Below are 13,290 nucleotides of genomic sequence, written 5' to 3' on the forward strand. Positions count from 1 at the left end.
CTTTTTCTGTAACTATTCAGGATCCCGCGCAGCGCGATATGACGAAGTCAACGGCGAAAGGAAAAGTCCCAGGGGTGCCCCCTGGACCCCATGGGGTCGGAAGTCAACAGCAAACGGAAGAGTCCCAGGGCGCTGCCCTGGACCCGTTGGGGGGGATAATCCCCCCCAAACCCCCGTATATCTGAACAGTTACAGAAAAATTTCGTATTCCAAAGTAGACGCGGTATAAAAGATAAAATATTGAAAGGCGCTCTTCTCACCGGGTTTCGAGAATGATAATGACCAACGCGCAACGCACCCCCTCCGGCTGGATGCTGCTGTTCCTGGCCTGGTTCCTGGCTACCGGGGCCACGCTGGGCAGCCTTTTCCTCAGTGAAATCGTCGGCGTTCCGGTGTGCAGTCTCTGCTGGTATCAACGTATCGCCATGTATCCCCTGGCCCTGATTCTGGCCATGGCGCTCTTTCCCTACGATCCGAAGGTGGTGCGTTACGCCGCTGTGCTGAATGCCATCGGCTGGTTGATCGCCCTGTATCAGGTGCTTCTGGTGGCGGGGATCATACCGGAAGATCTGCAGCCCTGCGTGCAGGGCATTCCCTGCTCCAGGACCTATTTTTCGCTGTTCGGTTTTCTGAATATTCCGCTCATGGCGCTGTTGACCTTCACCGTGATCGGTCTGTTGCTGTATTACGTCAAAAGAATGGAGTCCACATGAACCGTAAACTGCTCTTCGGCGCCGCCGCCGGCATGCTTCTGGTGGTGTTTGTTCTGGCGGCGTTGCTGTTTCAGAAATACCACTCCGCATCGCCGGAACTCGCTTCGGCCAGCGGGGTTTGGCAACGGGACGGCGCTCCCGTCAAAGGACCGCCCGACGCCAAGGTGACCATTGTGGAGTTTTTCGATCCCGCCTGCGGCACCTGTCGGGAGTTTTATCCCCTGGTGGCCAAGCTGATCGAGCAGTATCCGGGCAAGGTGCGGGTCATGATGCGATATGCGCCGCTGCATCCCGGCTCGGATAAGGTGGTGGCCATGCTGGAGGCGGCGCGGCTGCAGGGCAAGTATTGGGAGGCGTTGGAACGGCTGTTTGCCGGTCAGAACCGCTGGGTGGTCAACCACACCTCGCAACCGGAAAAGGCGCTTGCCCTCATGGAGGTGTTGAATCTGGATGCCAAACGACTGGCTGCGGACATGAACAGTCCCTCGGTGGTGCAGGTGGTGCAGCAGGATGTGCGGGACGGACAGACGCTCAATGTACGGGCCACGCCGGAGTTTTTCGTCAATGGGCGTCCCCTGCCCCGGTTCGGCTTCGATCAATTGAGTCTGCTGGTCCAGGAGGCGGTGGCCAAGGCTTATTGAGTCATACGGGGGTCCGCGGGGGGGCTTATCCCCGGGGCAGCGCACCGAGGTGTTGACGTTGCCGTTGACGTGGCGGGTCGAAGCCTGAAGGAAAGCGCCCCAACCCGCCAAAATGCACGATCCCCGTAAACCCTTCGACCCGCCGGAGGGGGATCCTCGGCTTTTGCGCTTTTTTTTGAGCCTTCGACCCGCCACGGCCAAGGCTACGGCCACGTCAACGGATAACACCCTGAGGGGGCAGCAGAGCTCCCCCTCAGACTCCACCAACCTTTTTTGCTAATTATAGGCCTAGAGCGGCGAAGAAATCGTTGCCTTTGTCATCTACAACGATGAATGCCGGGAAATCCTCCACCTCGATGCGATACACCGCCTCCATGCCCAACTCCGCATAATCGATCACTTCCACCTTGCGAATGCAATCCTGCGCCAAACGCGCCGCCGCACCGCCGATCGATCCCAAATAAAAGCCTCCGTGTTTCTGACAAGCCTGTGTCACCTGCACCGACCGGTTGCCCTTGGCCAACATCACCATGGAGCCACCCACCGCTTGAAACCCATCCACATACGAATCCATCCGCCCCGCCGTGGTCGGCCCGAACGATCCGGAAGCATACCCCGCCGGTGTTTTGGCCGGACCCGCATAATAGACTATATGGTTGCGGAAATAGTCCGGCATGCCCTCTCCCCGATTGAGCCGCTCCTGAATCCGCGCATGGGCGATGTCCCGCGCCACCACGATCGGACCCGTGAGCATCACCCGCGTCCGAATCGGATAGCGACTCAGGGTCTGACGAATGGCCTGCATCGACTGATTCAAATCAAGCCGCACCACCTCCGCGCTCAACGCCGCCGTGTTCACCTCCGGCAAATAGGGCCCCACATCCCGAACCAACTCCTCCAGCCAGATGCCCTCTTTGTTGATGCGCCCCAGAATGTTGCGATCCGCCGAACAGGAAACCCCCAACCCCACCGGACAGGAGGCTCCATGCCGGGGCAGACGAATGACCCGCGCATCGTGGGCGAAGTACTTGCCGCCGAACTGCGCCCCCAAGCCGATGCGGCGACACATGCCCATCACCTCTTCTTCGAACTCCCGATCCCGGAAACCCTGCCCGAAACCATCCCCCTGAGCGGGCAGATCATCGAGATAATGGGCGGAAGCGAGTTTGACGGTTTTCATGGTCATCTCGGGCGAAGTGCCCCCGATAACCAGCGCCAGATGATACGGCGGGCAGGCGGAGGTGCCCAATCCCTTGAGCTTCTCCTCGACGAAGGCCACCAGACTTTTGGGATTGAGCAGCGCCTTGGTCTGCTGGAAGAGGAAGGTCTTGTTGGCGGAGCCACCTCCTTTGGCCACGAAGAGGAAGTTGTATTCCGAGCCGTCCACCGCTTCGATGTCGATCTGGGCGGGTAGATTGGTGCCGGTGTTCTTCTCTTCGTAGAGGGTGATGGGGGCCACCTGGGAATAGCGCAGATTGCTTTCGGTGTAGGTGCGATAGACGCCGCGGGACAACGCCTCCCGATCCCCGCCGCCGGTCCAGACCTGCTGCCCCTTCTTGCCCATCACCGTGGCGGTTCCGGTGTCCTGACAACCCGGCAGAACCATGTTGGCGGCGATGTTGGCGTTTTTGAGCAGCTCGATGGCCACGAAACGGTCGTTTTCGGAGGCTTCGGGATCGTCGAGAATGGCCCGCAGTTGCCGCAAATGGCCGGGGCGCAGCAGATGGGCGATATCCCGCATGGCTTCGGCGGCCAGCAGGGTCAGACCTTCCGGGGCCACCTGCAGGATCTCCTGCCCGTTGAAGGAGCCGGTGGAGACGAAATCCGTGGTCAACCGCCGGAAAGGGGTCTCCTCATGATGGCCGGCGGGCAGGATATCGGCATAGTGGAATTCGGGCATGATGCAGGCTCCTGGGGCTGTGGGTGGACGGATCGGGCGATTCTATCCCAATCGCGCACGAAATGTCACCAATACGGGGGTCCGGGGGGGATTATCCCCCCCAAGGTGTTGACCTGGCCATAGCGGGTGGGTATCTGTTCAGATATACGGGGGTTCGGGGGGGATTATCCCCCCCGACGGGTCCAGGGCAGCGCCCTGGGACTCTTCCGTTTGCTGTTGACTTCCGACCCCATGGGGTCCAGGGGGCACCCCTGGGACTTTTCCTTTCGCCGTTGATAGGATCATGCCGCGCTGTGCAGGAGTCTGAATAGTTACGCGGCTCGAAGCCTGAAAGAAAGCGCAGCAACCTGCCAAAAAGCACACACTCCGTAAACCCTTCGACCCGCCCGGAGGGGGGCCGGGGGGGGTCTTATCCTCCCCATCCTTGAAGTCGCCACCCGGACACAGCCGGGGCTTTTCGGAGAAAAAGAGCCCCATATTCTTGAAAATCCGAACCATGGCAGAATTGGCTCGTTTTACGGATGGGGAGGATGAGACCCTCCCCTGGCCCCCTCCGGCGGGTCGAAGCTTGAACCGGGTGGAGTGCGGATTCCGGGGTGGCCATTTCTCCCTCGGGCTTCGACCCGCTACGACCAGGTCAACACCTCGGGGCGCTGCCCCGAACCCCGCCGGGGGGGATAATCCCCCCCGGACCCCCGTATGAATGGGAAAACCTCCCAAAGGGGGAGCGGTTTACCCTCCGAACTCCCTGGTTCTTCCACGGAAGAGCATGCCCCCCGCGTGTCTCCGGCCTGTTCGATTACCGGTGCCCCATGTCCTGGATGGCATCGATGACCATACGGCTCCCTTCGGCGATTCTCAGGATGTCCGCGGCCACGCGCACATAGTGGTAGTTCGGATTGAGTCCTCCCAGAAGAAGGACCAGATCGTTGGGCAGGGGGTGGGCTTCCACATCCCGTGGCAGCGGTTGGCCTTTGGCCCACTTGCGGGCCAGACCGGGGGGCGTGCAGTTGTTGTTGCGTTTGGCCAGGCCGGGAGGACATTTGCGACCTCTGGCCAGCTCTCCGCTGTAATATTTTCGCACCATATCCCAGTCCTGGTTGGTGAACGAATGTTCACCGGCGTGTTCCCGGTTCGCCTTGTGCGGGGAACGCTCTTCCGGCTCTTCGTGGCGTCCCTCCCCCTTGCCGGCCCAGGAAGGCTTGTCCGCCCGGACAGGGTTGAGCAGCACGGTCAGACCAATCAGAAAGATGACGGCGGTAAACAAACGGAGGGTCATGGCAACTTCTCCAGTTTATGGATTGTCCGGAACGATCCTTATCGTCTCATCCCATACGGTACTGAATTCGACAGAAATAAACCAGCGTGATCCAACACCCTGTCGAAATCAATCGGTGAGACGCCGCCGCCAAAAGTCCTTGCCCTGTTTCGGAGGGAGCCGATCGACGAACTGCGCGCTCAATGCTCCCTTGAAAGGCCGCAGAGTGCGGCATGGTCTGATTTTTGCGGAAATTAGTGTGTATTTCCTGGAAATAGGGTATCCTCCCCCGTACGATATAATCCGAACAATATTGTTGGCTCTGTCATCCGGAAACGCCGACCTTTTGAATTCGACAAAATGCCGGAAAACGTGTGGAGTATTATTATTAATAATTAAGTTCATTGTATTTATTAATATTTTTTTAAGTCGCAAAAAAAAGGAAATGTTCCATCCTTTAGCGCTAGCTGTTCAGGATCCTGCACAGCGACGTGATGGTATCAACAGCGAAAAAACAACTCCTGGGCACTGCCCTGGACCCTTCGGGGGAGGGATAATCCCCCGAATCCCCGTATAGCGGGTAACTATTCAGACCCCTGCCCAGAGCGACATGATCGTGTCAACGGCAAAGGAAAAGTCCCAGGGCGCTGCCCTGGACCCGTCGGGGGGGATAATCCCCCCCCGAACCCCCGTATGTCTGAACAGATACTATAGCGGAACAATTATCCAAGGTTTTGCCTTTGGCTCTGACGGTTGGAAAGGAGAGAGGAGGGAATACCCTCCCCCGGTCTCCGCTGTGAACCGGCAGGCGTCGATTTGAGAACGACTCATGGAGGAGTGGGCATGCCCAAGCGTAAGAGAGATGCGAACCGACCTCCTGTAGCCCTTGTTGCGGAGCCGATGACCGAAGGGTCGGAGGAACGTCCCTTCCCGGCAGGTGAAGAGGTTTCCCAAAAAGAGCCGTCCTTGGGCAAAGGGCTCTTCCCCATTGTCGGACTCGGGGCTTCCGCTGGCGGGTTGGAGGCGTTTCAGGGCTTTTTCGCCAACCTGCCGGAAAATCCCGGCATGGCCTTCGTTCTGGTGCAACATCTGGACGCCAACCATCCCAGCATTCTGCCCGCCCTGATCCAGAACGACACCGTTCTTCCCGTTTTGCAGGTGCAGGGCGATACCCCCGTTGTCGTCAATACAATTTACGTCATTCCACCCAACCACCATTTGCTAATTCAAGACGGCATCCTCTTTCTGAGGCCGCCATTGGCGGCAAAAGGCCGTTACTTCGCCATCGACCATTTTTTTCGCTCCCTGGCCCAGGACCGACACCGCTACGCCGCATGTGTCATCCTCTCGGGCACGGGAACCGATGGCACCCTGGGGCTGAAGGCCATCAAGGAGAATGGTGGTCTGGTCATCACCCAGGTTCCGGCCTCCGCCAAATACGACGGCATGCCCCAAAGCGCTCTGGAAACGGGCATGTCCGACTACATTCTGCCGCCGGAACAAATACCACGGGTTTTGGTGGACTATTTTTTCACCCGGGGGGCTCCCTCCCTCCCCCTCTCCGAAACGAATAAAGAGAGCCATTCCGGCCAACTGAACCGGATCTTCGCCCTGCTGCGCACCCATGCCGGGCACGATTTCGCCCTCTACAAGGAAAATACCATTCTGCGGCGCGTGGAACGGCGCATGGCGATGCTGCAGGTCCAGAAACTTGCCGACTACGTCATCCGGCTGCAGGAAAACCCCGACGAAGTGAGGCATCTGTTCCGGGATCTGCTCATCGGGGTTTCCAACTTCTTTCGGGATCCGGAGGCCTTCGAGGCCCTGGGAGAGAAGGTCATTCCGACGCTTCTGGAAAGCCACCCGGAAAGTCACCCGATCCGCATCTGGGTTCCGGGATGCGCCAGCGGCGAGGAGGCCTACTCCATCGCCATCCTGTTGCGGGAGGCCATGGAAAGGCAGGGTCGGGAACACGCGGTGCAGATATTTGCCACCGACATCGATGACCGCGCCATCGAAGACGCCCGGCAGGGTCTCTTTCCGGACACCATCGCCACCGATGTTCCCGGGCCGCGTCTGCGCCGTTTCTTCATGCCGGAGGGCAACCACTACCGCATTCGCAAGGTTATTCGCGACATGCTGGTCATCGCGCCCCAGAGTGTGATCCGGGATCCGCCCTTTTCCAACCTGGATCTGATCAGTTGCCGCAACCTGCTGATCTATCTGGGGCCCGCCTTGCAGACCAAGGTTCTCTCCCTGTTCCATTATGCCCTGGAACCCGAGGGATTCCTTTTCCTGGGCACCTCCGAAACCACCGGCGACTCCGCAACGGCCTATCAGGTCATCGATCGGAAGTGGAAGATCTATCGCCACAAAGCCGACGCCTCCCTGCTGCCGCCGGATTTCCTCCCACCGGCGGTGATCGACCGGGGCCGTCCGCGCAAGCGATTGTTGCCCAAGCATAGTCCCGGTCCGGGTTTGAAGGAGCTGATGGAGCAGCATCTGCTCAACGATCACACCCCGACCTGCCTGATGGTCAACGAGCGGTTCGATGTGATGTACATCCACGGCGATACCGGGCTGTTTCTGGATACCCCCTCGGGAGAGGTTCACTGGAACGTTCTGAAACTGGCCCGGGATGGGCTCTCCCTGGAACTGGCCTCCGCGCTGCGTCAGGTCAAAACCACCGGAAAGGCTCTGCGTCACGAAAAACTGCGGGTCAAACGCGACGGAATCTGCCACCTGGTCAACCTGATGGTGGAGCCCATGCGCTGTCCGGAAACCCTGCAAGGCTGGATGTGGCTCCTCTTCGAGGATCTGGGAGTCCTGCCCGGCAAAGCCGGAACGCGCAAGGAGAAGCCCCCCAAAAAGCGAGGCGATCAACGCCTGGCCGGGCTGGAAGAAGAACTCAAATCGACCAAGGCCTACCTGCAAACCACCATCGAAGAGCTGGAATCCTCCAATGAGCAGCTGAAGTCGATGAACGAGGAGCTGCAGGCTTCCAACGAGGAGCTGCAGAGCGCCAACGAAGAGCTGGAGACGGCCAAGGAGGAGTCCCAGTCGGTCAACGAGGAGCTGGTCACGGTCAACGCCGAGTACGAGGAGAAGCTCAATCGCCTGGCCAAAGCCAACAACGATATGGTCAACCTGATGGCCAGCACCGAAATCGGCACCATCTTTCTGGACGAAGACCTCCGGGTGGTGCGCTTCACCCCCTCCGCCACCCGGTTCGTCAACCTGATTCCCGGCGATATCGGTCGCCCCATCCGTCACCTGGTCAGCAATCTGAAAGGAAAGGATCTCTCCCGATACGCCGAGTCGGTGCTGGAATCGCTCATTCCGGTGGAATTCGAGACCCAGACCGAGGAGGATCAGTGGCTTTCCATCCGGGTGCGTCCCTATCGCACCGTGGACAACGTCATCGAAGGCGTGGTCATCGCCTTTGTCGACATCTCCGAGATCAAACAGATGCAGGAGAACCTGCGTTTGAGCGAGGAGCGTTTCAGGGTGGCGCTGCAGAACTCCTCGTTGGCCATCGTGGTGGCCAATGTGGACGAACGTTTGCGCTATACCTGGATCTATTCCACCCACCCACGGGTGAAGGTGGACGATTACCTCGGCAAGCGCGATGACGAAATCGGGGACCACCCCGGTTTGCAGCGGCTGCTCGCCCTGAAGCAACGGGTTCTGCAGGGGGTTCGGGGAGAGCAGGAGATCATCGTACTGCCGCTCCCCGATGGTCTCATGACCTGCAAGGTGTCCGCCGAACCGCTGTTCCACTCCTCCGGAAAAGTGATCGGCGTGACCACGGTGGCCATCGATATTTCGGATCGGCCACATTAGGCGGCGTATCGATGTCGAAGGGTTCCCCGCTTAAAGACAAAGACGAATAATGGGACAAAAATTCACTAAGAATGAGAATACAACATGAAAAATAATACTTTACCCATCATTGACGAAAGAGAAGGTCTTCCTCTCCGGGGAAGCTCCCGGCTGCGCCATCTGGCCGAGCAGGTTCTGGGTCAGAATGGCCGGGATTGGAGCCTGGCCGCTCCGGAGGAAATCAACGCCGTGGTTCACGAACTGCAGGTTCATCAAATCGAGCTGGAGATGCAGAACGAAGAGTTGCGACAGGTCCAGCTGCAACTGGAGCATACGCGCGACCAGTACAGCCACTTGTTTCACGAGGCCCCGGTGGGCTATTTCATTCTGGACGAAAAGGGGACCATCCAGGCGGCCAACCAGACCGGGGCACTGTTGCTCGGCCTGGAAAAAGAGTCCCTGCCGCGTCGCCGCTTTCACGAGTTCATTTCCAAGGAGGATCAGGACACCTTCTATCACCACCGCAAGGCGGTAACGGCCTCTCGTGATCTGTTGCGGTGTGAAGTCGACATCATCCGGAAAGATGGTGATCCGATTCATGTGCAACTGACCAGCATCGCTTATGGCGGGGTGGGCAACGACCAGCCGCTGATCGAGCTGAAACCCTTCCAGTGGCAGATGGCCATTACCGATATCACCCTGCGCAAGGAGCAGGAGAGGGCGTTGCTTCAGTCCAAGGAGAAGGCGGAAGCGGCGGATCAGGCCAAAAGCATCTTCCTGGCCACCATGAGCCATGAGATCCGCTCTCCGATGAATGTGATCCTGGGGATGAATGAAATCCTTCTGGAGGGGGATCTGAACGCAGAGCAGCGGCGTTATGTGGAGATGATGCACCGTTCGAGCCAGGCCATTCTGGCCATTCTCAACGATGTGTTGGATATTTCGCGCTTCGAATCGAGTCAGTTCACCCTGCAGGAGCAGCCGTTCTGCCCCGGCCAGGTGGTGGAGGAGACCTCCCGGCTGATGATGCTGGCTGCCGGGCAGAAGGGGCTTCTCCTGGTGACGGACGTCGAGGCCGCCATTCCTCCGCTGATTCCGGGCGATGGCAATCGCGTGCGCCAGGTTCTGGTCAATCTGATCGCCAATGCCATCAAGTATACGGATCAAGGTCGCGTCACGGTCTCTTTGCGCCACGCTCCGGAGGGGAACGCCTTGCTCTTTTCGGTGGCCGATACCGGAATCGGTATTGCCGCCCACAACAGGGAGCGCATATTCGACCGGTTCATCCAGGTGGATACGGGTTTGACCCGCAGTTACGGGGGAGTGGGGCTGGGCCTGGCCATCGCCCGTAAACTGGTTGAAAGGATGGGTGGGCATCTGCGGGTGGAAAGCGAACTGGGGCTGGGCAGCACCTTCTTTTTCACCCTGCCGCTGCGGGAGGTGGTTCTTCCCCAGGTTCTTCCCCCGTGTGCTTCCGCAGAAGCCGGCAACCGGTCCCTGCGCATTTTGCTGGCGGAAGATTCCCAGGACAATCAAGCCTTGTTTCAGCTCTATCTGCAGCAGACCTGCCATCGACTGGTGATCGTCAACAACGGTATCGAAGCGGTGGCGCGTGTTCGGGATGAGGTCTTCGATCTGGTGGTAATGGATCTGCAGATGCCCATGATGGACGGGTATACCGCCACCCGCCGCATTCGTCGCTGGGAACGGGAGACGAATCGTCCGGCCTTGGTCATCATCGCCCTCAGCGCCCACGCCTCCATCGGAACAAAGCAGGAGAGTCTGGCCGCCGGCTGCGACGACCATCTCACCAAACCCATCGGCAAACGCGATTTTCTCCAGGCCATCCAACGGGTTGGCCGGACCGGAGAGGATGCGGCCCATTCGGAAGCCGGGCCTGGCCCGGTGGTGTCGCCGTAGCGGCTATTGAGGCCGGGTCATATTTCCCCATAGCGTCCCCCGAGGCCCTTCTGCTACTCTTTTAGGCAACTCCTCCACTATCCGATACCGTTTCGGTCACCGCTCTGGCCGGAATAGGGCAACAGACATCGGCATGACCGCTCATTTACCCGCCTCCTCGCCGTATCCGTCCGATCTCAAACAGGCCAAAAAGTGGCTGACCCGCCGCTATGTTCTGGCCCTGTCGATGATTGCGCTTCTGGCCTGCGCCTCCTTCGGGGCGTTGACCATGGTCATTCTGCAACAGGAGAGTACCGGCGCGGTGGTCAACATCAGCGGGCGGCAGCGCATGCTTTCCCAGCGCACCACCCTCTTCGTGCAACGCATGCTTCTGGCGGAAAACGCTGCGGATTACCAGACCTTCGCCGAAGAGCTGGGCCGGGCGACCGATCTGATCGAACTCTCCCACAACGGTTTGACCCGGGGCAACGTGGGTCTCGGTCTGCCCGCCACCATGAGCCCGACGGTGGCCGAGCTCTATTTCAAGGGCGCCCCGTCCCTGGACCAGCGCATGCGGGATTACATCCAGGCCCTGCGCCGGGTGCTGGCCACTCCGTTCGGCCAACTGCATCCCGATCTCGATTACATCCGCTTCATTCAGGCCACTGCGCCGGGTGTACTGGTCAAATCCCTGGATCAGATGGTGTGGCAGTATCAGCGCGAAGGCGAAGCCGAAATCCGCAAGCTGCATTTCATGGAAACCGCAGTACTGGTTTCGACCCTCTTCACCCTGTTGCTGGAGGTGTTGTTCATCTTTCGCCCCATGGTGCGGCAGGTGGTCAACCAGATGGAGCAATTGAGGCAGGTATCCGACAGCCTCAATCAGGAGATCCGGCATCGACAGCAGGTGGAGGAGAGCCTCCGCGCCGCACGGGATCTGCTGGAAGTCCGGGTTGAAGAGCGCACCGAGGCCCTTTCCCGGGAGATTGCCGAACGGCAGCGCATGGCCGACGATCTGCGCGCCAGCGAGCAGCGGTTCCGTTCGGTGGCCGAAACTGCCAACGACGCCATCATCACCATCGACGACCACGGTGTCATCATCTCCTGGAATCGTGGCGCCGAACGTCTTTTCCACTTCACCGAGGCGGAGATGGTGGGGCAGTTGGTGGAGCGCATCATGCCCGCGATCTATCGGGAGCGCCATCGTCAGGGGCTGATCGAACTGCAGCGGGGGCGTGCGCCACACATCATAAACCGGGTGATGGAGTTCAGCGGATTGACTCGGGAGGGGATGGAATTTCCGCTGGAGTTGTCCATTGCCACCTGGGCGGTGGGGGGGCGTTCCTTCTATTCCGGCATCCTGCGGGATATTTCCGATCGCAAACGGGCCATGGAGGCCCTGAAATCGGCCAAGGAGCAGGCCGAGAACGCCACGCTGATCAAAAGCCGTTTCCTGGCCACCATGAGCCACGAGATTCGCACGCCGATCAACTCGTTGCTGGGCATGGGGGAGCTGCTGCTCGAAACCACGCTCACCGAGGAGCAACGCCATTTCCTGGAGGTTTCCAATCAGTCGGGCGAGGCGTTGCTGGCGCTGATCAACGACATTCTCGACCTTTCCAAGATCGAGGCGGGTCAGCTCGATCTGGAGACCACTCCCTTCGACCTCCCCAATCTGCTCAAGGGCACGGTGGAGATTCTGCAACTTCTGGCGGTGGACAAGGGCAACGAGCTGGTTCTGGAGCTGGCGGAGGGGTTGCCCTGTTGGGTCAGCGGGGATCCGGGGCGGTTGCGACAGGTATTTCTCAATCTCATCGGCAACGCCATCAAGTTCACCGAGAAGGGGCGTGTCACCGTCACGGCGCAAACGATGCCCGACGGAGAGCTGCTTTTCGGTGTGGCCGATACCGGCATCGGTATTGCGGAGGATAAGCTGGAGGCCATTTTCCAGCCGTTTCATCAGGCCGACTCGTCCGTCACCCGCAAGCATGGGGGCACCGGGTTGGGTTTGACCATCTGCCGGGAGATCATTCAGCACATGGGTGGGGACATCCGGGTGGAGAGTCGGGTGGGGGAGGGCAGTCGTTTTTGGGTGCGGGTGCCTTTGGCGCGGACGGTTTCTCCCGGGATGGTGGCGGAAGAGGCGCCTGTTCCGCAGGAGGATCACCCTTTGTTTATGCCGCGACAGGGGGGGGATCCGGCCATTTTGCTGGTGGAGGATTCCGAGGACAATCAGCAGCTCATCAGGGCGTTTCTGAAGAAGATCCCGTGTCGGTTGATGATTGCCGAGCATGGGGTTCGAGCGCTGGAGCTGGTCAAGGCCGAGGTGTTCGATGTGATATTGATGGACATTCAGATGCCGGTCATGGATGGGTTGACGGCCACGCGCGCCATTCGGGCCTGGGAGCGGGAGCGGGGATTGCCGGCGGTGCCGATTCTGGCGTTGACGGCTCATGCCATGAAGGAGGTGGCTGATGAGGTCCGCGAGGCGGGTTGTGACCTGTATCTGACCAAGCCGATTTCCCGCAAGCGGCTGGTGGAGGCGTTGCAGCCGTATATCGGGTAAAGGGAAAGGCCGGAGGGGGGGACGACCAGAGAGGGAGAGGAGCCATCAAACGGGGGTCCGGGGGGGCGAGCCCCCTCGGCGGGGTTCGGGGCGGCGCCCCGAGGTTCTATCCGTTGACGTGGCCTTTGGCGGGTCGAAGCCGTGAAGAGAGACGAGCCACCTGGCGCCCATGCAAAACCTGGTGCGGGCTTCGACCCGCCGGAGGGGGCCAGGGGAGGGACTCATCCTCCCCATCCGTTGAAGTGGCCTTTCAGCCGTTGCCCCATCCGGGGGCAGGGCTTCCGGAAATATGCCGGATTCGGGTTTGCCGGCGCGTTCAAGGATGGGGGGATGAGGCCCCCCTTGCCCCCCCGGCGGTCCGCGGGATTCCGTCGGGATGGCGTGGGAGCGGGTCTGGAAGCGCGACGGACTGGCAGCGGACCGCTACGTCAACGGACACGTCAACGGACACACCTTGGGGCTTCGCCCCAAACCCCACCGAGGGGGCTCGC

7 protein-coding genes are annotated in these 13,290 nt (G+C 59.9%); 5 read left to right on the plus strand and 2 right to left on the minus strand.

The features are described from left to right. Positions 1 to 278: 278 nt before the first annotated feature. Together HQL56_12640 and HQL56_12645 are read left to right on the plus strand one after the other, a co-directional pair. On the plus strand, positions 279 to 713 hold the full coding sequence (locus tag HQL56_12640; protein ID MBF0310366.1) for a disulfide bond formation protein B: 435 nt from the start codon (positions 279 to 281) through the stop codon (positions 711 to 713). Beyond that, positions 710 to 1,354 (plus strand): thioredoxin domain-containing protein, encoded by a 645-nt coding sequence (locus HQL56_12645; protein ID MBF0310367.1) that lies wholly within the window; start codon positions 710 to 712, stop codon positions 1,352 to 1,354. The genes HQL56_12640 and HQL56_12645 overlap by 4 nt, the downstream gene beginning before the upstream one ends. Positions 1,355 to 1,634: 280 nt before the next feature. Here HQL56_12645 and HQL56_12650 read toward each other — a convergent pair whose 3' ends face one another. Together HQL56_12650 and HQL56_12655 are read right to left on the minus strand one after the other, a co-directional pair. Continuing rightward, positions 1,635 to 3,254, minus strand: a complete 1,620-nt coding sequence (locus HQL56_12650; protein MBF0310368.1) for a fumarate hydratase — start codon at positions 3,252 to 3,254, stop codon at positions 1,635 to 1,637. Between the two features lie 799 nt (positions 3,255 to 4,053). Beyond that, positions 4,054 to 4,533 (minus strand): hypothetical protein, encoded by a 480-nt coding sequence (locus HQL56_12655; GenBank protein MBF0310369.1) that lies wholly within the window; start codon positions 4,531 to 4,533, stop codon positions 4,054 to 4,056. Positions 4,534 to 5,355: 822 nt separating this feature from the next. Between HQL56_12655 and HQL56_12660 the strand changes: the two genes are divergently transcribed. The 3 genes from HQL56_12660 (at position 5,356) to HQL56_12670 (ending at position 12,799) form a co-directional block, all read left to right on the plus strand. After that, positions 5,356 to 8,355, plus strand: coding sequence for a PAS domain-containing protein (locus HQL56_12660; protein ID MBF0310370.1), 3,000 nt, complete (start codon positions 5,356 to 5,358; stop codon positions 8,353 to 8,355). A gap of 84 nt (positions 8,356 to 8,439) precedes the next feature. Beyond that, positions 8,440 to 10,254, plus strand: coding sequence for a response regulator (locus HQL56_12665; GenBank protein ID MBF0310371.1), 1,815 nt, complete (start codon positions 8,440 to 8,442; stop codon positions 10,252 to 10,254). Between the two features lie 133 nt (positions 10,255 to 10,387). Beyond that, positions 10,388 to 12,799, plus strand: coding sequence for a response regulator (locus HQL56_12670; protein ID MBF0310372.1), 2,412 nt, complete (start codon positions 10,388 to 10,390; stop codon positions 12,797 to 12,799). The last annotated feature ends 491 nt before the right edge of the window (positions 12,800 to 13,290 follow it).

This window comes from Magnetococcales bacterium (assembly GCA_015231925.1).
Lineage (GTDB): Bacteria > Pseudomonadota > Magnetococcia > Magnetococcales > JADGAQ01 > JADGAQ01.